Source organism: Rhodococcus parequi, assembly GCF_046042785.1.
Lineage (GTDB): Bacteria > Actinomycetota > Actinomycetes > Mycobacteriales > Mycobacteriaceae > Prescottella > Prescottella parequi.
On the sequence record NZ_JBDLNV010000003.1, the window covers coordinates 432,627 to 453,238 of the forward strand.

The window sequence follows — 20,612 nt, forward strand, 5'->3', positions numbered from 1 at the left end:
CGCTAGGACCGGGGTACGACACGACGGTAAGACCTCGACATTGGTTGAGGTCAATGGGTGCGCGGAAGCCCCAGGTCAGCGGGCGACGTCGACGACCAGGCGCGTGGGGTTGTCCAGGGTGTACACGCGGTAGTCGGCGTCCGGACGGGCCAGCCCGATCAGCGTCTGGTCCGTGCCCTCGAAGATGCCTGCGTCACGGACCTCGGTCACGATGCCGCCCGGCGCTGCCTCGAGCGGGTTGGGACCCGCGTACTCCTCGACCCCGGTCGCGTACGGCATCGACGCACCGGTGATCATGACCTGCAGGATCGCCTGACCGCTCACGGCGAGCGGCTTGCCACTGCCCTGCTGGTTGGCGGTGGAGACGATCTCGGAGCGCCAGCCCGGGGTGCCGGTTCCTCCGAACTCGAACACGACGCGGTCGAAACCGTCGTGGGTGCCGATCCTCATGTCGCTGATCGTGAGCGCCGCATCCGCGGACGCGGTACCGGTCTGGGCGTCCTGCGCGGTGGGCGCCGCGGTCAGCGTGCCCTCGTCGGCCGCCAACGGGGCGGCCTTGACCGGGGAGGACGTCGACGCGGTGATCGACGTCGAGGAGGCGGTGGGCTCCGAATCGGTACTGGAGCAGCCGGCCAGAGCGATCGCCGCGAGAGCGACGGAGGAGATTGCGAGCGTGCGGCGGGACCGAAGGTACGTCATGAGTGGCGATGGTAGGGCTGGGCTGCGACACCGTCGTGGTCCGACGCGGCGTCGTGTCCGTTTCGGTATGTGACGTCGGACGCGTTCAATCTCCGGCGAGGGCGTCGCGCAGGTAGGCGAGGTCGTCCGCGATTCCGTCCGCCGGCGTCTCGAGGATGACGGGGGCGCCGGCCGCGGACACGACAGCGGTGAGCATCGCAGGGTCGATCAGGCCCGTCGCGAGGTTCGCGTGGCGATCGCGCGCGGAGTCGAACTCGTCGCGGGAGTTGTTGAGGTGGACCAGGTCGATCCGGCCGGTGATCGCCTTGACGCGTTCGACGATGCCGAGCAGTTCCTCCCCTCCGGCCCACGCGTGGCACGTGTCGAGGCAGAACCCGGCGTCGAATTCGCCGATCGAATCCCACAGTCGGGCGATGGCGTCCAGGTGCCGGGCCATCGCGAAGTCGCCGCCCGCGGTGTTCTCCACCAGGATCGGCACGGGGAATCCGCCCTTGTCCTGCTGGCGTTCGAAGAGTTTGCGCCAGTTCGCGACTCCGGCGGCCGGGTCCTCGCCGTCGCGCACGTGGCCGCCGTGCACGACGAGGCCGACCGCGCCGATCTCCGCGGCCGCGGCGGCCTGGTCGGCGACGGCCTTGCGCGAGGGCATGCGGAGCCGGTTGTTGAGGCTCGCGACGTTGATGACGTACGACGAGTGCACGACGACGTCGATGGGGCTGGCCAGGATCCGGTCGGTCTGCGGGTGGGGTTCCGGTTTGTCCCACTTCTGGGGGTCGGTGAGGAACAGTTGGACGATGTCGGCACCTAGGTGTTCGCCGGCCCCGATGGGGTCGGCGTCCTGCCGGACGTGGGCTCCGATCCGCATGTCGTCGAGCGTAGCGGCGGAGCGGTCCCGATCAACGGGAAACGCGACCCGAGGGTCGCCCGTTCCTGGTTGTGTGTCGGTCGGCACATCGTTTACTGCGGGAGATTGAAACCACATGGGCAAGCTGGACGGAAAGGTCGCACTCATCACGGGTGCCGGTCAGGGAGTCGGTCAGGGCGTCGCTTTCGCGCTCGCGAAGGAGGGCGCGCGGATCGCGGTGTCCGGTCGGACCGAGTCCAAGCTGATCGAGACGTGCGAGCAGATCGCCGGATTCGGCGGAATCGCGGAACCGGTGGTCGCGGACGTCTCGGACGCCGACGACATCGCGCGCTCGGTCGAGACGACCATCGCGCTGTTCGGCGGTGTCGACATCCTGGTCAACAACGCCAGCCTCAACCCCCTGGGGCCGATCAACGAGTTGAAGGCGGACATCCTCGAGCGTGCGTACACCTCGGGGCCGATCGCGGCGCTGCGCACGATGCAGGCCTGCTACCCCTCCATGAAGGAGCGCGGTGGCGGGGCAATCGTGAACATGGTGTCGTCGGTCGCGGTGCGCTGGGACGCGAGCGGGTACGGCGGGTACGCGTCGGTGAAGGAAGCGGTGCGCTCGCTCACCCGTGCGGCGGCCTGCGAGTGGGGTGTCGACAACATTCGTGTCAATGCTGTTGCTCCGCACGCCATGTCGCCGGGTCTGCAGCGCTGGACCGAGGCTCGTCCGGAGGAGGCCGCGGCTTTCGTCGCGAGCATTCCGATGCGTCGCATCGGTGACCCGGAGACGGACATCGGCAACGCGGTCGCGTTCCTCGTCGGACCGGATTCGGCCTACCTGACGGGTGCGACGATTCCGCTCGACGGCGGGCAGGCGCGCTGGTCGTGACGGCGGTCAAGCGGGCGTTCGCGTTCGCCGAAGCGCTCGGTGCGGTGGACGTCGGTGGCCGGTCGGCTGTCGATGTCCACCGAGCCGGTATCTTCCGCACCAATTCCGTTGCACCGCAGTCGGACGACGTGCCGTTCCGGACCGTCGTGTGGTCGTGGGACGACGAGCCTGCCGGCGTGAGTGTGGATCCCGCTGCGGTGCTGACGCTCGCCGAGTCGGTCCGCTGGGACCGCCGCGGTCCCGCCGTAATCGGGGGTGGCATCAAGCAGGTGTGTTTCGTCGCGCGCCGCGCCGATGTCCCGCGCGCCGAGTTCGAGCGCCGCTACGCCGCGCACGCCGACATCGCGCGGGTGCACCATCCGGCGGTGAGCCGATACGTGCAGAACCTCGTCGTCGATGCCCACGGTGCGGGCGCCGGCGCGATCGAGGCGATCTCGGAACTGTGGTTCGACACCGTCGACGACTACCGCGAGCACTACTACGCGGGACCCGACAGCCCCGATGTCGTCCGAACGGACGTGGTGGACTATCTGGACTTCACCAGGGGTTTCAACGTCATGATGGAGACGCGGACCCAGTAGCGCGAACCTGCCCCGGCGCCTCCCGGTGCGTGTGATGATGAGTTCCTCACGCGCATCGGGAGGACCCGGTCATGGCTGCGGATTTCATCGGCACGGATTTCACGGGCAAGGATTTCGCCGGCAAGGTTTCGGTCGACATCAGGGACTCGACGCCGGACTGGGCGCCGTTCGCCGAGCCGCGGGCGCCCGAGGGCGCGCCCAACGTCCTGTATCTGGTGTGGGACGACACCGGGATCGGTACGTGGGACATGTACGGCGGTCTGGTCGAGATGCCGAATCTCGAGCGCATCGCCGATCGCGGGGTGCTGCTGAGCCAGTTCCACACGACGGCCCTGTGTTCCCCGACGCGGGCCGCGCTGCTGACTGGGCGGAACCCCACGTCGGTGGGCATGGCGACGGTCGAGGAGTTCACCGACGGCTTCACCAACGCGAGCGGCCGGATTCCGGCGGACTGCGCGCTGATGTCGGAGGTGCTCGGTGAGCGCGGCTGGAACACCTATGCGGTGGGCAAGTGGCACCTCACCCCGCTCGAGGAATCGAATCTGGCTGCGACGAAGCGTAATTGGCCGCTTTCGCGGGGGTTCGAGCGCTTCTACGGATTCCTCGGCGGCGAGGCCGACCAGTGGTATCCGAACCTGGTTTACGACAACCATCCGGTGGAGCCGCCGTACTCGCCGGAGGACGGATACCACCTGTCGAAGGACCTGGCGGACAAGTCGATCGAGTTCATCCGCGACTCGAAGGTGATCGCGCCGGACAAACCGTGGTTCATGTACCTGTGTCCCGGCTGCGGCCACGCACCGCACCATGTGTCGCAGGAATGGGCCGACCGATACTCGGGCCGCTTCGACATGGGCTACGAGAAGTACCGCGAGATCGTCCTGCAGAACCAGAAGGACCTGGGGCTCGTTCCGGCCGACACCGAGCTGTCGCCGATGAATCCGTACGCCGACGAGGTGAGCGCCGAGGGGCTGCCGTGGCCGCCGCTCGACACCGTCCGTCCGTGGGATTCGTTGAGCGACGATGAGAAGCGACTGTTCCGCCGGATGGCGGAGGTGTTCGCCGGCTTCCAGAGCTACACCGACGCGCAGATCGGCCGGGTCCTCGACTACCTGGAGGAATCGGGCCAACTCGACAACACGATCGTCGTGCTGCTCTCCGACAACGGTGCCAGCGGTGAGGGCGGACCCAACGGCTCGGTCAACGAGTACAAGTTCTTCAACGGCTACCCCGACGAGGTGGAGGACGGGCTCGCGAAGATCGACGAACTGGGCGGTCCCGAGACGTACAACCATTACTGCCTCGGCTGGGCGATGGCCTTCAACACCCCGTACAAGCTGTTCAAGCGGTACGCATCGCACGAGGGCGGGATCGCGGACCCGTGCCTGATCTCGTGGCCGGCCGGTATCGCGGCGCGGGGCGAGGTGCGCGACCGCTACGTGAACGTCTGCGACATCACACCCACCGTCTACGAACTCCTCGGAGTCGACCCGCCGCTGTTGGTCGGCGGCGTCCCGCAGCGGCCCCTCGAAGGGGTGAGTTTCCGTCCGATCCTCGACGATCCCGACGCGGCCACCGGCAAGGTCACCCAGTTCTACTCGATGCTCGGTACCCGCGGGATCTGGCACGACGGCTGGTTCGCGAACACGGTCCACCCCGCCGCCCCGTCGAACTGGTCCCATTTCGACGACGACCGCTGGGAGTTGTTCCACATCGAGCGCGACCGCAGTCAGGTCCACGACCTCGCGGCCGCGCGCCCCGACAAACTCGACGAGATGCGGGCGCTGTGGTTCGCGGAGGCCGACAAGTACGGCGGACTGCCGCTCAACGACCTCGACATCCTGTCGGCGTTCCTGCGCTACCGGCCGTACCTGACCGGGGCGCGGACGTCGTTCGTCTACTACCCGGACTCGGCGGTGGTCGGTCCGGGGGCCGCGCTCGAGATGCGGGGAAGGTCCTTCTCGCTGCTCGCGGAGGTGACCGTCGAGTCGGCCGACGACGTCGAGGGTGTGCTGTTCGCGCACGGCGGCCGGCTGGGCGGGCACACGTTGTTCGTGCAGGACGGCCGTCTCACGTACGTCTACAACTTCCTCGGCGAGGAGGAACAGGTCGTCGTCTCGACGGAGAAGGTGACCGCCGGCGCCCACGTCCTCGGTGTGCGATTCGAGCGGACAGGCGTGCGGGACGACCAGTTCACGCCGGACGGTGAGGTGACGCTCCACATCGACGGCCGGCCGGTGGGCTCGCGCTCCGGAGTCCGGATGCAGCCCGCGATGTTCTCGGGCGTCGGGGAGGGGATCCGGATCGGACGCGATCCCGGGCAGTCGGTGTCGGTCGCGTATCGCGCGCCGTTCCGCTTCCGGGGCGGGTCCATCGCGAAGGTCACCGCGGACGTGTCCGGCGAGCCGTACCTCGACATCGAGCGTGAGATCGCGCGGGCGTTCTCGCACGATTGACGCATTCGTCGCAGGTCGGGGTACAAGATCAGGGATGTCCCCGATGGTTTTCTGTCGTGTCCACGGGCGAGGATGGTGGGCATGCCAACCGAAACCGAGATGCCCACCGAAACCACCGCGGCCGCGCGCGCGGTCAACCTGACGAAGGTCTACGGGTCGGGGGACACCCAGGTCCATGCGCTCGCGGGCGTGTCCGCGGAGTTCGCGCGGGGGGAGTTCACCGCCATCATGGGGCCGTCCGGCTCCGGCAAGTCGACGCTCATGCACTGCCTCGCCGGTCTCGACGCTGCATCGTCGGGTGCGGTGCTGATCGGTGCGACGGATCTGACCACGCTCTCGGACAAGCAGATGACGCAGCTGCGCCGCGACCGGATCGGGTTCGTGTTCCAGGCATTCAACCTGGTGCCGACGCTCACGGCACTGGAGAACATCACGCTGCCGCTCGACATCGCCGGCCGGAAAGCCGACCAGCAGTGGCTCGACACCGTGGTCGATCGGTTGGGCCTGCGCGACCGGCTCGACCATCGTCCGGGTGAGCTGTCGGGCGGTCAGCAGCAGCGTGTGGCGTGCGCGCGGGCGCTCGCCGGGCAGCCGGAGATCATCTTCGGTGACGAGCCGACCGGCAACCTCGACTCGCGTTCGTCGGGTGAGGTGCTGTCGATCCTGCGGGCAGCGGTCGACGAGTTCGACCAGACCGTCGTGATCGTCACGCACGATCCGCGGGCGGCGAGCTTCGCCGACCGTGTCGTGTTCCTCGCGGACGGCCGGATCGTCGACGAACTGCGCGAGCCCACCGCGGAGTCGGTCCTCGACCGCATGAAGAACCTCGAGACGGTCTGACGCCATGGCTGTGACCAATTCACCGATGCGCAAGGTGTCGTTGCGCAATCTCGCCGCGCACAAGGTGCGGCTCGTCCTGACCGTGCTGTCGGTGGTGCTCGGCACCGCCTTCGTCGCGGGCTCGTTCGTGTTCACGGACACCCTGCAGAAGACGTTCGACAGCATCTTCGACGACACCGCGCAGGGCGTGGACGTCCGGGTCAGCGCCGTGGAGCAGGGTTCGAGCGGTGTCCCGATCGCCGACGTGGACGTACTCCGCTCGATCGAGGGCGTCCGTGCCGTCGCGCCGGCGGTGGACGGACAGATCGTCGTCCTGAACTCGTCCGGCAAGCCGATGCAGAACGGCGGCGCGCCGAGCATGGGCTCGTCGTACCTGCCGCCGGACCAGGCGCTCGGCGAACCGACGACGTTCGTTGCCGGGACGCCGCCGAAACAGACGGGTCAGATCGCGCTCAACCAGGGCGCGGCGACGCGGGCCGGTCTCGACGTCGGGTCGAACACCCGAGTGCTGACGATGCGCGGCTGGAACGACGTCACCGTCTCCGGCATCTACGCGCCCGACACCGACACCGGCGGCTACGTCGGTGCCCTGTTCACCGACGCCCAGGCGCGGGAGTTGTTCACCGACGGCAGCCACGTCGGCTACATCGACGTCGCCGGGTCCGGGGTGTCGCAGGACGAGTTGAGTGATCGGATCGCCGCCGCCCTGCCCGACACCAAGGTCCAGACCGGTGCCGAGGTGAAGCAGGAGACGAAGGACGAGATCGGCGAGGCTCTCAGCTTCGTCAACTACTTCCTGCTGGCGTTCGGCGCGATCGCGCTGCTGGTGGGCACGTTCATCATCTACAACACGTTCTCGATGATCGTCGCGCAGCGACTGCGTGAGTTGGCGCTGCTCCGGGCGATCGGCGCGAGCCGCAAGCAGGTGGGCCGTTCCGTGGTGTTCGAGGCGCTCGTCGTCGGCGTCATCGGCAGCGCGATCGGACTCGCGGCCGGTGTCGGACTGGCCTACGGTCTGCGCGCGCTGCTCAACGCGTTCGATCTCGGCCTGCCCGAGGGGTCGCTGCAGGTGGCGCCCCGCACCGTCGTCGTGGCGATCGTGCTCGGTGTAATCGTCACCGTCGTCAGCGCGTACGCGCCGGCCCGTCGCGCCGCGAAGGTGCCACCGGTCGCCGCGATGCGCGAGGAGTTCGCGTCCACCGGCGACACCCTGCGCGTCCGCACGTTGATCGGTGCGATCGCAGCGGTTCTCGGCGTGCTCGCGCTGGTCGTCGGCGCGCAGTCCACCGGAGGCGGTGCGGCGGCGATCGTCGGACTCGGCGCTCTCGCGCTCGTCCTCGCGGTGCTGCTCGCGGCACCGGCGCTGTCGCGTCCGATCGTCGGCGGTCTCGGTGCCGTCTTCGCCAAGCCGTTCGGTCCGGTGGGGCGTCTGGCCCGCACCAACGCGGTTCGCAACCCCAAGCGCACCGCCGCGACCGCGTTCGCCCTCACCCTCGGGCTGATGTTGGTGTCGGTGATCGGCGTGTTCGGTGCGTCGGCCAAGTCGAGCGTGAACTCCCTCGTCGACAAGGGCGTCGAGGCAGACTTCGTGCTCACCGGGCCGCAGGGCATCGGTGTGCCGGCGGGCGCAGCGGGCGCAGCGGGCCGGGTGGACGGTGTCGCCGAGGCGGTCTCCCTCCACGGGGTGGCCGCGAAGATCGACGACGACGATGTCTTCGGCACCGCGCTGAGCGGCTCCCCGGACGGTGTCCTCGACTACGCGATGAAGGAGGGCTCCGCGTCCGTCGGCGGCACCGACATGATGGTCAGCGAGACCGAGGCCGCCGACCACGGCTGGAAGATGGGCACACCCGTCACGCTCACCGATCGTGACGGCGAGCAGACGACCGTCACGGTGACCGGCATCTACGAGGACAACCAGTTGCTGGGTCCGTGGATGGTGTCGGACGAGGTGTACCGGGAGATGACGCCGGCGAACATGCGGGCCGAATGGGCCGTACTGATCAAGGCGACCCCGGGCGCGGATCTGAACGCGATGGCCACCGACCTCGCGACCGTGACCGACCCCTTCGTCGTCGTGCAGGTCCAGGACCGGGAGCAGTTCAAGGGCGCGCAGGGTCAGCAGATCGACATGCTGCTCTCGGTGCTCTACGGCCTGCTCGCACTCGCGGTCGTCATCGCGATCCTCGGCATCGTGAACACCCTCGCGCTGTCGGTGGTCGAGCGTCGCCGTGAGATCGGCATGCTCCGGGCAGTCGGTATGCAGCGTGCACAGGTGCGCCGGACCATCTACCTCGAGTCGGTACTCATCGCGGTGTTCGGCGCCCTGGTGGGCGTCGTGCTGGGCGTCGTGTTCGGGTGGGGCTTCGTGCGGACACTCGCGGATCAGGGCCTGGACCAGATCTCGGTGCCGTGGGGCCAGGTGATCGCGATGCTGATCGGTTCGGGTGTCGTGGGCGTGCTGGCGGCCCTGTGGCCTGCCTCCCGCGCCGCACGGACCAAGCCGCTCGAAGCGATCTCCGACATGTAGGCCGGCAAGGCCGGAACAGAGGACGGTACCTTCGCGGCTTCGGCGGCGAAGGTACCGTTTTCGCGTGAGCAACCTGCAAGAGATCGGTGATCGTGACGGCTGGCGCTGCTGGCTGTGCGACGAACCCGTCGACCCCGACATGTCCGTCAACGACCCGCGTGGCCCGAGTGTCGACGGCATCGCGACGGCGAAGAAGAGCAAGGCCAAGGCCGTTCAGGAACGCCTGGCGCATCGCGCGTGCAACACCAGGAAGGGTGCGGTCAAGCCCGTCGTGCCGTGGCCGGACCACCTGTTCGTGGTCGATCCGGCGCCGATCGTCGGGGTCGTGGAGCAGCTGAGCCGCAAGGGGGGTCGCGTGGCGGTGGCCCGCTGCCCCGGCGAGTCGGATGCGGAGGCTGCCGCGCAGTGGTTGGTCGACCGGTTGTCGCGCTTCGCGCCGGAGCTCGACGTGACCACTCGCATCGATGCGGGTGGCGGCGGATACCTGCTCGTTCTGGAGACTCGCTGACGCGTGCGCAAAGCCTCCTGTTTGCGTATGCCAGGAGGGTAACGTTCGCACCGAGGACCGGTCCGGATCCGTGCGCGTGGAGGTAACCATCGATGAACCTGGCGTTGACCCCGCAAGAACGTGTTTTTCGGGACGAGATGCGCACGTTCTTCCGGACGGAGATTCCGTCCGACATCCGGGAGCGGGTGGCCTCCGGTGGCACGGTGAGCCGGGACGATCTCGTCGCGACACAGCGCATCCTCAACGGCGCGGGTCTAGCGGTCCCGCACTGGCCGGTGAAGTGGGGTGGACGGGACTGGACGGCGATTCAGCGTCACATCTGGCTCGACGAGATGCAGCTCGCCGCCGTCCCGGAACCGCTCGCGTTCAACGCGAACATGGTCGGCCCCGTGATCGCGGCGTTCGGGTCCGAGGAACAGAAGGAGCGGTTCCTTCCGGCAACCGCGAACCTCGACATCTGGTGGTGCCAGGGCTTCTCGGAGCCCGGGTCGGGCTCGGATCTCGCGTCGCTGCAGACACGGGCGGTTCGTGACGGCGACGACTACATCGTCACCGGACAGAAGACGTGGACCACGCTCGCGCAGTACGCCGACTGGATCTTCTGCCTGGTGCGGACCGACCCGAACGCGCCGAAGAAGCAGGCCGGCATCTCGTTCCTGCTGATCGACCTCACCTCACCGGGCGTCACGGTCCGGCCGATCCGGCTCATCGACGGGAGCTACGAGGTCAACGAGGTGTTCTTCGACGACGTCCGGGTTCCCGCCGAGAACCTCGTGGGAGAGGAGAACGCGGGCTGGAGCTACGCCAAGTTCCTGCTCGGCAACGAGCGCACGGGCGTCACCGGCGTCGGCCGCACCAAGGTTCGGCTGGCCCGGGCCAAGGAACGTGCCGCGCAGACGCCGCTCGGATCCGGAACGCTGCTCGACGATCCGCTGTTCGCGGCGCGCGTGGCCGAGCTCGAGAACGAACTGCTCGCGCTCGAGCTGACGCAGTTGCGGGTGGTTGCCGCGTCCGCGAACGGCAAACCCGATCCGGCGTCGTCGCTGCTCAAGCTGCGCGGGTCGGAACTGCAGCAGGCCGCGACCGAACTGCTCGTCGACATCGCGGGCCCGGACTCGCTGCCCTTCGACGCGGGGGACGACATCGACTCCCCACTGTGGGCGCAGCGGGCCGCACCCACCTATCTCAACTACCGCAAGGTGTCCATCTACAGCGGGTCGAGCGAGGTGCAGCGCAGCATCATCGCGTCGTCGATCCTCGGATTGTGAGGCGGCGACATGGAATTCGATCTGGACGACGAACAGAAGCTGCTGCGCGACACGACGCGCGAGCTCCTGGGTCGCAGTTACGACCTCGAACAGCTCTCGGCGGCGAAGGGGACGCCGCGCGGCTGGCGTGACGACGTGTGGCGAATGCTCGCCGAGACCGGCCTCCTCGGGCTCGGCTTCGACGAGGTGGACGGTGGTTCCGGCGCCGGCCCGGTGGAGGTCGGGATCGTCATGACCGAGCTCGGGCGCCGGCTCGCCCCGGAACCCGTGTTGGACGCCGTGCTGCTGCCCGGTGGTGTGATCGCGGAGGTCGGCAGCGAGGCCCAGCGCCGCAAGATCCTGCCGGGCGTCGTCGGCGGCACCATTTTGCTCGCGTTCGCGCACACCGAGCCGGGGCAACGCTGGCCCTCGCTGGACGTGCGCGCCACCGCTGTGCAGCGGGGGGATTCGTGGACGATCAGCGGAACCAAGAATCCCGTACCGCACGGCGACCGCGCGGACACCGTGGTGGTGTCGGCGCTGCTGCCCGATGGCGGAGTCGGCCTGTTCCTCGTCGACGCCGACACCCCGGGCGTGACCCGGAAGTCGTACGCGACGCACGACGGGCTGCGCGGCGCGCAGATCGAACTGCGCGACGCTCCCGCCGAGCCGTTGGGGGTGGGAGGTGACGCGGTAGTCGCGATCCGGGCCGCACAGGTGCGTGCGCAGGCCGCGCTGTGCGCCGAGGCGGTGGGCGCGATGGAGGAGGCGCTGCGGCTGACTACCGAATACCTCAGGACCAGAAAGCAGTTCGGCGTTCCACTGGCGAGCTTCCAGACGCTGACGCAGCGCGCCGCGGACATGTACGTCTCGCTCGAGCTGGCGCGCAGCATGAGCCAGTACGCCACCATGTCCCTCGCCGACGGAGTGGTCGATCCGGTGGTCGCCTCGCGCGCCAAACTGCGTATCGGGCGGTCGGCGCGCCACATCGGGCAGGAGGCGATCCAGATGCACGGCGGCATCGGCATGACGGCGGAGTATTCGGTGGGCCACTACGTGTCGAGGCTGACCGCGATCGAGCACACACTCGGTTCCGCCGACGATCATCTCAGGGTGCTCGCAGCCGACGTCGCCGGCCACGACATGGTGAACGTGGCCGGGTGACACGCCCACGGAGGTAGTCAGGACCACAGGAGTACCAGGACCGCAGGGGTTACAGGACCACAGGGCGATCTCACCGAAGGGAGCTACCGATGGCGGACGGACTCGAGTTCGCGGTCCTGGGTCCTGTCACGGTGCGTCGCGACGGGAATCCGATCGTGCTCGACGCCCAGCAGCGCGCGTTGCTTGCGGCTCTCCTGGTGGCGTTCCCGCATTCCGTCGACATCGAACGACTGCGCGCCCAGGTGCGCTACACCGGTGCCGCGGCGGCCGGTGACGGGCAGGTCGGCGGGGGTCCCGACCCGCTCGTGCAGGCCCTCGAGGGCCTGCGGCAGCGGCTCGAGGCCGGCGCCGCGGAGGGTGAGCGGAATCTTGTCCGTGACGGGACCCGGGTGCAACTGCTCGTCGACCGATACGCGGTCGACTCCCAGCGGTTCGTCGACGAGGTGCGGCGCGGGGATGCGATGGTGGCGACCGCGCCGGACGCCGCCGCCGACGCGTATCGCGAAGGCTTACGTCTGTGGCGGGGCATCGCCTACGCGGGGATACCGACGACCGCCTTCTTCGAGACCGTGTTCATCGAGACCGAGGTGTTCCGGCTGACCGGTCTCCGATTCGGTGCCCGAATGTCCTTGGCCACAGCGCAACTCGACAGCGGAGCACCCGCCGCCGCCGCGGTCGAGGCGGAGGCGCTGGTGGCGGACCACCCCCTCGACGAGCGTGCGTGGGAACTGTTGGTGCTCGGACTGGCACGCTCGGGCCAGCGGGCGCACGCTCTGGCCGCGCTCCGCAGGTGTCGCGCGATCATCGACGATCGCCTCGGCTGCGAAATCGGTCCGGCTCTGAGGCGAATCGAGACCGCGATCCTGACGAACGATGCGGTGTATCTCGAAACGGCCCGGGTGTCCGAGCCACGGAAGTCTCGCGGATCGAACCTCGTCGCGCCGCGGACCCGCCTGATCGATCGCGAGCGGGACGTATCCGAGCTGATGGAACTACTCGAGACCGGGCAACTCGTCACCCTCGTCGGACCCGGCGGTGTCGGTCGAACGCGGCTCGCGGTCGAGGCCTGCCGTCGGCGTGAGAATTCCGACGGGCCGTGGGTCGTGGACCTCTCCAAAGTCAGCGACGGGGCGCTCATTCCGTCGACGATCGCGACCATGCTGGCGCTGCCCGGAATCGGGTCGGCGACTCACCTCGCCGATGTACTGGCCGCGCGCGCATGCGTGCTCGTCCTCGACAACTGCGAGCACGTCGCCGGCTACGCGGCCGACGTGGCGCGCGCGATCGTCGCCGAATGCCCGGACGTGCGGATCATCGTCACGGGTGCGGATCCGCTCGGGGTGGAGGGGGAGGCGGTGCACGTCGTGACGCCGCTCGAGGTGGACGGTGCCGCCGTCGAGCTGTTCTCCGAACGAGCCGCGGGGGTCACGGCGGGGTGGACGTTGGACTCGCACAACTCCAACGCCGTCCACACGATCTGCCGCGCAGTGGAGGGGCTGCCGCTCGCCATCGAAATCGCTGCGGCACAGCTGCGATGGATGACCGAACAGCAGATCGTCGAGCGTCTCGCCACGCATTTCACGTTGCTGCACGGCACTCCGGATCCAGCTATCGGTCCGCGGGGACGGTTGTGGGACACCATCGACTGGGCCAACCGGCTGCTGTCCGACGGGGAGGCGCGACTGCTGCGTCGGGTGTCGGTGTTCGCCGGCTCGTTCGACGCGGAGGCCGCGACTGCGGTGTGTGTATTGGGCGCACTGGATCGGGTGTCGGCGGTTCTGACGGGTCTGGTTCGGCGGGGCCTGATCCGAGTCGTTCCCGGCTCCTCGCCTCCCCGGTATCGCATGCTCGCGACGGTGCGCCGCTTCGCGCGAGAACAGGCCGACGACGCGGAATCGATCGGGATACGGGCGGCACACCGCGCCTACGTCCTCGCTCGGGTGGAGGCGATCTCGCCGCTGCTGCGCAGTGCCCGGGCCGGACAGGCGGTGGATATGCTCGCGGTCGATCAGGCCGAGCACCGTGCGGCTCTCGAGTCTGCGTTCGCAGTCGACGATGCGCACTATGCGCTCGAACTCGCGGGGCATCTCGCCTGGTTCTGGTACCGCATCGGCAACGTCGGTGAGGGCCTGCAGTTCCTGAGAACCGCACTGGATCTGGTCGCGGGGGATTGGCGGCCGCCGGAGCCGAGGGTGATGGCGCGGGCGCTCGATGGTTTGGCTTCGTTGACGTACCTCACCGGCGATGCGTCGACAGCGGAGGACTCGGTGCGACGAGGTGCCCAGTTGTGGTCGTCGATCGGTGAGATGGGCGAGGTGGCGCGCGACGAGGCGTGGCGGGCCCATTTCGTGGCCATTCAGGGCCGACCCGAGGTCGCGGTCGAAATCTGCCGCCACGCGGTGCAACTTGCGGTCGAACACGATGCGCTGTGGGCGGAGGCCGAGGGGCGGATGTTGCTCGGCATGCTGTTGCGGTCGGTGGGGGAAGTCGAAGAGGCGCGGGACGAGTTGCGGCAGGCGATTCGGATAGGCGAGCGCTGTGGCCATCGCTGGGCCGTCACGTCGTCGACCTGGGCGTTGATGAAGGCGGACGCGGACGCCGGCGACGTGGAAGGCGCCCTGTCGACGATGCGAGTGATGCGCGCCGATCTGGAGGAGGAGGGTGACGTCACGTCGTGGCTGGTGATGATCCATTCGACGGCGGCGGTGTTGGCAGCGTCCGGCCGCCCGGCGGACGGTGCTGTGTTGATGGGGGCGGTCGACGCTCTCGGCGCGCATGCAGGATTTCTGCCGGCCTGGATCGACGCGGTCGATGGGCCGATCGAGGCAGCCGTCGTTCACGACGCACTCGAGGACAAGGAATACGAGCAGTACGCAGCAATGGGCGCCCACTTGACCCGCGAAGAGGTCAACCGGTTGGTGGGTGAACTGGTGGAGGGCCCGGTCTCCGAAACTCGTCGATAACCGCCTCGTTTCGCAGACTCCGATCTGCCCCTATGCGGCGCGGGGTCCTTCTCGGCCGTGGGCGGGGATGGGTTTCTTGTAGGGGTCGACCGAGCTGGGTGGGGTGAACCACGGCTTTCGGTCGGTGCCTATGTGAACGTGCCAGTGACTGTGGTGCAGGAGTCGGTGGTGGTGCCGGCAGAGGAGGGCGAGGTTGTCGAGGTCGGTGGGTCCGCCGTCGGCCCAGTGTTTTATGTGGTGGCCTTCGCAATGTGCTGGTGGTGCTCCGCAGCCGGGGAAGGCGCAGCCGTGGTCGCGGGCTATGAGTGCGCGGCGTTGTTTCTTGGAGACGGTTCTGCTGGTGCGGCCGAGGTCGATGGGGACGCCGTCGTGCATCACTATCGGGGTGAGGTGGCAGTCGCAGGCGAGTCGGCGGGCGGTGGCGATGGTGAGTGGCCCCAAGTGCGGCATGCGTGCAACATCCTTGTCGCCGAACATGTCCGGACTGGTCTTCCGGCCGGAATCCTGGTCGTCACTCTGATCGAACTGGCCATGATCCGCCCCGGAGCGGGCAAGGTCGGCGGCGTTCACGTGCAGCGACAGGTGCGGCTTCTCTCCACCTTCGATGGGTGCGTCGCCGGAGTCGAGGTAGCGGCGCAGGATCTCGGCGAACGCGTCCGCACGTTTGTGTGCCGGGGTGCGCGCCCCGGCGGGGTCGTCGACCGGATTCCTCGGCTTGGTCAACGCAGACAAAGCTGTCAACAGCATCTCCCCGGTCACGGCATCGAGATCGCCCTTCACGGCGACGCGTCCGTTCAGGGTTTTCGAAGCGTGGAATTCGTTGCGTTCGACGTCCTCGCTGGGCGGCAGGTCGTCGGACTCGAAGATCCGCTCGAGCCTCGCGATGCAGGTGCGCACGGTCATGGTGGTCGCGGCAGGCCCAGTGGCGGCGTCCAGCAACACTTTCCGGCACGAACCCAACGCCTCGACAGGCATGCCGCGGGGTGGACTTTCACAGAACTTCCCGATCAACGCCGCATGCTCGGCCGAGACGGCGCCGTCGTTGAAGGCGTCGGCGATCTCGGGTTGCCGGCTCAGCATCCTGCCCAACGCGAGGATCCGTGCCGCGGCCGGTACTTCCAACAACGTGTTCGCAGCCAGCCACTGCTTGACGCTCCGGAACCCGAGGGTGTCGAACGACACTGCGCGCGCGTCGATTTCAGCGACGGCAACCACCCGCAGGGTGTCGAGTTGTTCCATTGCGTGGAAGATGTCGAGCGCGGTCTGCAGCAGTGTGATTTCGGGCAGCGCGCCTATGTCCTCGGGCCGCGGTGCGGTTACTGCGATGCTCGAATTGTTGAGTCCCCCCGGATTCATGATGCGAGTGTAGTTCGAACGGGTGTTCGAGTCAATGGCTCGACGGTTGGTAGACGTAGTTGCGCGAAACACCCTGCGGGGGCGTGTCGGTTGGCTACGCTGCGAACCATGCGCAGATCGAGGATCTTGGCGGCAGTGGGGGCATTTTCGACTCTGGTGGCGGTCTGGGGTGGTGGGGTCACGGCTCCTGCGCTCGCGGATGCCGCTCCGGTGCAGGCGGCTGTCGACGACTTCTATCGTGCGCCGGACGGATTCGAGTCGACGGCGCCCGGCACCATCCTTCGTGACCGGCCCGTGCAACTGGCGTCGTACTCGGCATTGCCGTTCAACGCGCAGGCATGGCAAATTCTGTATAGGACAACGGATCTCGCGGGCGCTCCTATGGCGAGTGTTACGACCGTGATCCTGCCTGCCGGTACACCTCCTCCCGGTGGGCGCCCACTGCTCTCGTATCAGATGGCCACGGACAGTATCGATCCCGGCTGTGCAGCTTCTGTCGCCATGCAGCCCGGATCCGGACTCGAGGCGTTCACCAGTCAGGGGCAGATGACCTTCGTCGGTCAGGCGCTCCAACGGGGCTGGGCTGTATCGGTTCCCGATCACGAAGGGCCCGCGCCGCGTGTGGGTACTCCACGAGAGCCCGGTTATGTAGTGCTCGACGGCATCCGGGCAGCGGAGCAGTTCGCTCCGCTCGGACTTTCCGGCGCGCAGACGCCGGTCGGATTGTGGGGCTACTCGGGCGGCGGGCTTGCATCCGCGTGGGCTGCGCAGGTGCAGCCCACCTACGCGCCCGAACTGAACGTACGAGGATTCGCTCTGGGTTCGCCGTCGCCGGATCCTGCGGCGGTCGTCCACCGTCTCAATGGAACCCCCTGGGCCGGACTGCAGACAATGGTTCTCGCGTCGACACGGGAGATATTCCCCGACGCGGGCCGTGAGATCGATGCACGCCTCACTCCGGAGGGCCGCGCGGCGTTGGCCGCTCCAGCCGATCAATGCCTGGCGTCGACGATTGCCACCAACCTCTTTCGCGACAACACCGGCTACTGGACGGTCCCGTTGACGGAACTGTTGCAGGTGCCGGCGGTTGCCGCCGCCGTCGAGGAGACCAAACTCGGCGGCACTGCACCCACGGCACCCGTGTATCTGTACAGCGGCGTCAACGACGAGATCGTTCCGATCGCCACCGTAGATCGGCTGGCCGACACGTACTGCGCGGGCGGTACACCGCTCACGTACCGCCGAGACGAGACGAGCCTGCACGCCACGCTCATCGTGACCGGCGCCGCGGACGCGCTGAACTGGCTGGGGGACAGGATCGATGGTGTGCCGAGCGCGCCGGGTTGCAACACGCAAACCCTGACCTCGACCCTGCAAGCGCCCGGCGCCGCCGAGACCTACGTGTCGTCCAATCTGGGGACGGCCGAGATCCTGATGGGCCGACCGATCGGGCCTCGATAACTGGGTGAGAGGGCGCTCAGCCGTAATAAGGCGGCTCTACGTCGGGGTCGTCGGCGACGATGTCGACCTGGGCCTCGGCCATGAGTTGGTCGATCGCGGCCGTGCCGGCGCCTATCGTGGCGAAGTGCGGGTCGATATCACACGTCACGCACCACGCGCGATCGGCCGGCCACGCGAAGGCAAGGGTCGGAGCGCCGATATCGTGCAGCAAGGCCTTCATCTGTGCGTCCCAGTCGGCGGCATCGGCAACCGTTCCGTGGAACAGGAAGTAGTCCCGGTTCGGGATCGAAATCTTCGGCATCGGATCGTCGATCGCGAAGCTGGGCCACCCGTCCCAGACGCAGAAGTGGCAGTCGTCGGGCGTGCTCGTGTGACCGGCCAGCGCGGTCAGGACGATGCCGATCTGTGCGTTGTCGGACAACGCATCCGGGCCGACGCTCACCTCGCCTTCGAGCTGTCCGGGATAGGCGGGATCGGGGATGATCCGCAAGCGCGCGTAGCTGTCGTAGCAGCGTGGTCCGCGGGCAGCGAGCCGTCGCCAGTCGTCGTCGCGCTGCTCGAGCCAGCGCGCGGCCGACAGGTCGACACACCGTGTGATGGTCATGGTGAACAGTATGAAGACCGTCAGTCGGCAACGCGGGGGATTGTCCGGCGAGATGCGGACCAGCGCGAGAAGGGAAATTCACATCCTTCCACTATCAACTTATAACGCACTGGGGGCCTTGCGGCAAGGCCCCGGGTGTGGCGCAGAATCGCTGGCCTGAGCCGGAATTCTCAGGTCGAGAATCCGTCCGGCAGGGCCGGTGTGAGCCAGTCGGGGCAGCCGGCCCGGGGAAGGTGAGGGTACGTGTCAACTCGGGAATACGAACACGAACTGCAGGACGAGCAGACATACGTGGCGGGGCTCTACTCGCGACTCGACGTCGAGCGTGCACGCGTGAAGGGCAGGTACAGCGCGACGTTGCGGAGTCCGATCGATGCCGAGAACGGCGGCACGCTGGTGGAACGGGATGCGGGCGTGCGGGCGCTGGCCAGGGAGATCACCCGGCTGGACGTCGCGGATCACGGTCTGTGTTTCGGCCGGCTGGACAGCCTCACCGGTGAGCCCTCCTACATCGGGCGTATCGGTCTGTTCGACGAAGCGAACGAATACGAGCCGCTACTGCTCGATTGGCGGGCGCCGGCGGCCCGGGCGTTCTATGTTGCCACCGCCGCGCACCCCGAGGGCATGCGCCGGCGTCGCCAGTTCCACACGCGGGGACGTGAGGTGGTCGACTTCACCGATGAGGTCCTGGGTCGCCCCGAGGGCGAGGAGCCCGGTGGCGGCGTGGATCGGGTCGACGCGGCCCTGCTCGCGGCGGTCGACGCGCCGCGGGGCGCCGGCATGCGCGACATCGTGGCGACGATCCAGGCCGAACAGGATCGGATCATCCGGCTCGACCACTCCGGGGTGCTGGTCATCGAAGGCGGCCCGGGCACGGGGAAGACCGTCGTGGCGCTGCATCGCGTCGCCTACCTGCTCTACACGCAGCGGGAACGCGTCGAGCATCACGGCGTGCTCGTCGTCGGCCCGAATCCGGCGTTCCTCAGCCACATCGACCGCGTCCTGCCGTCGTTGGGCGAGTCGAACGTGGTGTTCACGACCACCGGCGATCTCGTGCCGGGCCTGCACGTCACCGACGAGGACGCTCCCGACGTCGCCCGTTTCAAGGGGTCGCTGCGGATCCTGGAGGTGCTGGCCGCGGGAATAGCCGATCGACAGCGGCTGCCGGAGGACCCGTTGTCGATCGACCTGGCCGACGTCACGGTGCGGATCGACGCCGAGACCGCGCAGTGGGGCCGGGAGGAGGCGCGGGCGAGCGGACTCCCGCACAACGAGGCACGCGAGGTATTCCGCGACATCGTCACGTACGTGCTCACCGAGCGGGCGATCGGACGCATCGGTCGGGGCTGGCTGACGCGCGCGGATCGCGATGCGTGGGAGCGGCTGCGCGCTGATCTGCTCGCCGAACTTGCCGAGAGCGAGAAGTTCACGGCCGCGCTGGACGACCTGTGGCCGATCCTCGAGCCGGAATCGTTTCTCGCGCAGCTGTTCGCGTCACCGGAGCGGCTGCACGCGGCGGGTGCGGATCCCGCGCTGTGGCGCGCCGACGGGGACGCGTGGACGGTGTCGGACGTCCCGTTGCTCGACGAACTGGCCGATCTGCTCGGCCCCGATCCGTCGGTGGAGCGCGCTGCGGAGCGGAAGCGCAGGACCGAGGCGCAGGCCGACGCGGCGTACGCGGCAGGCGTGCTCGACCTCATGGTCGGCCGCGCGGACCACATGGACGACGACGACCACCTGTTCGCCACCGACCTGCTCCATGCCGAGGATCTGGCCGAGCGCTTCGTCGAGAGAGATACCCGTGAACTCTCGGAACGTGCTGCTGCGGACAGGAACTGGACCTACCGGCACATCGTCGTCGACGAGGCGCAGGAGTTGTCGGAGATGGACTGGCGGGTGCTGATGCGCCGCTGTCCGAGTCGGTCGTTCACGGTTGTCGGCGATCTGGCCCAGCGCCGGTCCGCGGCGGGTGCGACCTCGTGGGACGCGATGCTGGCACCGTACGTGCCGGGCCGCTGGGTCTACCGATCACTGTCGGTGAACTACCGGACCCCGGCGGAGATCATGGCCGTCGCCGCCGCGGTGCTGGCCGAGTTCGCGCAGGATGTGACGCCACCGGATTCGGTCCGCGAGTGCGGCGTGCACCCGTGGTCCCGGCGCGTCACCGCCGATGAACTCGACTCTGTCATAGCAGAATTCGTGCGCGACGAAGAGGGGCGGGAAGGGACCAGTGTCGTCATCGGGCCGCCCGACGTGCCGGGCGCGGTGGCGGCGTCGGAGACGAAGGGGCTCGAGTTCGATGCCGTCCTCGTGGTGGACCCCGATCGGATCCTCGCGGACGGTCCCCGCGGCGCCGCGGAACTCTACGTCGCGCTCACCCGTGCCACCCAACGCCTCGGAGTCGTGCATCGCGGTCCGTTGCCGAACGTTCTGGCTGGGCTCTCCCGAACCGTGCGCGCGTAGG

General features: G+C 68.3%; 15 protein-coding genes. 11 read left to right on the plus strand and 4 right to left on the minus strand.

The features are described 5' to 3' along the window. Positions 1 to 75 precede the first annotated feature (75 nt). The gene (locus ABEU20_RS10305) at positions 76 to 699 is read right to left on the minus strand and encodes an AMIN-like domain-containing (lipo)protein (RefSeq protein ID WP_420164311.1); all 624 of its coding nucleotides are present in this window, start codon (positions 697 to 699) and stop codon (positions 76 to 78) included. Between the two features lie 85 nt (positions 700 to 784). After that, complete coding sequence (locus ABEU20_RS10310) at positions 785 to 1,561, minus strand: deoxyribonuclease IV (RefSeq protein ID WP_420164312.1); 777 nt, start codon at positions 1,559 to 1,561, stop codon at positions 785 to 787. A 115-nt stretch (positions 1,562 to 1,676) separates the two neighbouring features. On the opposite strand from ABEU20_RS10310, the gene ABEU20_RS10315 reads away from it, so the two are divergent. From ABEU20_RS10315 to ABEU20_RS10355, 9 genes are all read left to right on the plus strand, one after another. After that, positions 1,677 to 2,438 (plus strand): SDR family NAD(P)-dependent oxidoreductase, encoded by a 762-nt coding sequence (locus ABEU20_RS10315; RefSeq protein WP_420164313.1) that lies wholly within the window; start codon positions 1,677 to 1,679, stop codon positions 2,436 to 2,438. Further along, complete coding sequence (locus ABEU20_RS10320) at positions 2,435 to 3,019, plus strand: hypothetical protein (protein ID WP_420164314.1); 585 nt, start codon at positions 2,435 to 2,437, stop codon at positions 3,017 to 3,019. Before ABEU20_RS10315 ends, ABEU20_RS10320 begins: the two co-directional genes overlap by 4 nt. A 71-nt stretch (positions 3,020 to 3,090) precedes the next feature. Then, complete coding sequence (locus ABEU20_RS10325) at positions 3,091 to 5,475, plus strand: sulfatase-like hydrolase/transferase (protein ID WP_420164315.1); 2,385 nt, start codon at positions 3,091 to 3,093, stop codon at positions 5,473 to 5,475. A gap of 72 nt (positions 5,476 to 5,547) precedes the next feature. Further along, positions 5,548 to 6,315, plus strand: a complete 768-nt coding sequence (locus tag ABEU20_RS10330; RefSeq protein WP_420164316.1) for an ABC transporter ATP-binding protein — start codon at positions 5,548 to 5,550, stop codon at positions 6,313 to 6,315. Between the two features lie 4 nt (positions 6,316 to 6,319). Next, complete coding sequence (locus ABEU20_RS10335; protein ID WP_420164317.1) at positions 6,320 to 8,845, plus strand: ABC transporter permease; 2,526 nt, start codon at positions 6,320 to 6,322, stop codon at positions 8,843 to 8,845. Positions 8,846 to 8,909: 64 nt separating this feature from the next. Further along, positions 8,910 to 9,353: a hypothetical protein gene (locus ABEU20_RS10340; protein WP_420164318.1), complete on the plus strand. Its 444-nt coding sequence runs from the start codon at positions 8,910 to 8,912 to the stop codon at positions 9,351 to 9,353. A gap of 92 nt (positions 9,354 to 9,445) precedes the next feature. Then, positions 9,446 to 10,621, plus strand: coding sequence for an acyl-CoA dehydrogenase family protein (locus ABEU20_RS10345; protein ID WP_420164319.1), 1,176 nt, complete (start codon positions 9,446 to 9,448; stop codon positions 10,619 to 10,621). A 9-nt stretch (positions 10,622 to 10,630) separates the two neighbouring features. Beyond that, positions 10,631 to 11,764: an acyl-CoA dehydrogenase family protein gene (locus tag ABEU20_RS10350; protein ID WP_420164320.1), complete on the plus strand. Its 1,134-nt coding sequence runs from the start codon at positions 10,631 to 10,633 to the stop codon at positions 11,762 to 11,764. 89 nt (positions 11,765 to 11,853) lie between these two features. Then, on the plus strand, positions 11,854 to 14,727 hold the full coding sequence (locus ABEU20_RS10355) for an AfsR/SARP family transcriptional regulator (protein WP_420164321.1): 2,874 nt from the start codon (positions 11,854 to 11,856) through the stop codon (positions 14,725 to 14,727). 30 nt (positions 14,728 to 14,757) lie between these two features. Here ABEU20_RS10355 and ABEU20_RS10360 read toward each other — a convergent pair whose 3' ends face one another. Then, positions 14,758 to 16,083, minus strand: a complete 1,326-nt coding sequence (locus tag ABEU20_RS10360) for an HNH endonuclease signature motif containing protein (protein ID WP_420164322.1) — start codon at positions 16,081 to 16,083, stop codon at positions 14,758 to 14,760. Positions 16,084 to 16,191: 108 nt separating this feature from the next. Here ABEU20_RS10360 and ABEU20_RS10365 point away from each other — a divergent pair, with 108 nt between their 5' ends. Next, on the plus strand, positions 16,192 to 17,544 hold the full coding sequence (locus ABEU20_RS10365) for a lipase family protein (RefSeq protein WP_420164323.1): 1,353 nt from the start codon (positions 16,192 to 16,194) through the stop codon (positions 17,542 to 17,544). A 16-nt stretch (positions 17,545 to 17,560) separates the two neighbouring features. On the opposite strand, the gene ABEU20_RS10370 is transcribed toward ABEU20_RS10365, so the two are convergent. Continuing rightward, positions 17,561 to 18,148 carry a hypothetical protein gene (locus tag ABEU20_RS10370; RefSeq protein ID WP_420164324.1) on the minus strand — a complete coding sequence of 196 codons (588 nt, stop codon included), beginning with the start codon at positions 18,146 to 18,148 and terminating at the stop codon, positions 17,561 to 17,563. A 243-nt stretch (positions 18,149 to 18,391) separates the two neighbouring features. On the opposite strand from ABEU20_RS10370, the gene helR reads away from it, so the two are divergent. Further along, on the plus strand, positions 18,392 to 20,611 hold the full coding sequence (gene helR / locus ABEU20_RS10375) for an RNA polymerase recycling motor ATPase HelR (RefSeq protein WP_420164325.1): 2,220 nt from the start codon (positions 18,392 to 18,394) through the stop codon (positions 20,609 to 20,611). Position 20,612 lies beyond the last annotated feature (1 nt).

What these genes read in the sequence shown, in the direction of transcription:
- ABEU20_RS10305 (WP_420164311.1), bottom strand. Translation starts at nt 699, where the DNA reads ATGACGTACCTTCGGTCCCGCCGCACGCTCGCAATCTCCTCCGTCGCT.
- ABEU20_RS10310 (WP_420164312.1), bottom strand. Translation starts at nt 1,561, where the DNA reads ATGCGGATCGGAGCCCACGTCCGGCAGGACGCCGACCCCATCGGGGCC.
- ABEU20_RS10315 (WP_420164313.1), top strand. Translation starts at nt 1,677, where the DNA reads ATGGGCAAGCTGGACGGAAAGGTCGCACTCATCACGGGTGCCGGTCAG.
- ABEU20_RS10325 (WP_420164315.1), top strand. Translation starts at nt 3,091, where the DNA reads ATGGCTGCGGATTTCATCGGCACGGATTTCACGGGCAAGGATTTCGCC.
- ABEU20_RS10330 (WP_420164316.1), top strand. Translation starts at nt 5,548, where the DNA reads ATGGTGGGCATGCCAACCGAAACCGAGATGCCCACCGAAACCACCGCG.
- ABEU20_RS10335 (WP_420164317.1), top strand. Translation starts at nt 6,320, where the DNA reads ATGGCTGTGACCAATTCACCGATGCGCAAGGTGTCGTTGCGCAATCTC.
- ABEU20_RS10345 (WP_420164319.1), top strand. Translation starts at nt 9,446, where the DNA reads ATGAACCTGGCGTTGACCCCGCAAGAACGTGTTTTTCGGGACGAGATG.
- ABEU20_RS10350 (WP_420164320.1), top strand. Translation starts at nt 10,631, where the DNA reads ATGGAATTCGATCTGGACGACGAACAGAAGCTGCTGCGCGACACGACG.
- ABEU20_RS10355 (WP_420164321.1), top strand. Translation starts at nt 11,854, where the DNA reads ATGGCGGACGGACTCGAGTTCGCGGTCCTGGGTCCTGTCACGGTGCGT.
- ABEU20_RS10360 (WP_420164322.1), bottom strand. Translation starts at nt 16,083, where the DNA reads ATGAATCCGGGGGGACTCAACAATTCGAGCATCGCAGTAACCGCACCG.
- ABEU20_RS10365 (WP_420164323.1), top strand. Translation starts at nt 16,192, where the DNA reads ATGCGCAGATCGAGGATCTTGGCGGCAGTGGGGGCATTTTCGACTCTG.
- ABEU20_RS10370 (WP_420164324.1), bottom strand. Translation starts at nt 18,148, where the DNA reads ATGACCATCACACGGTGTGTCGACCTGTCGGCCGCGCGCTGGCTCGAG.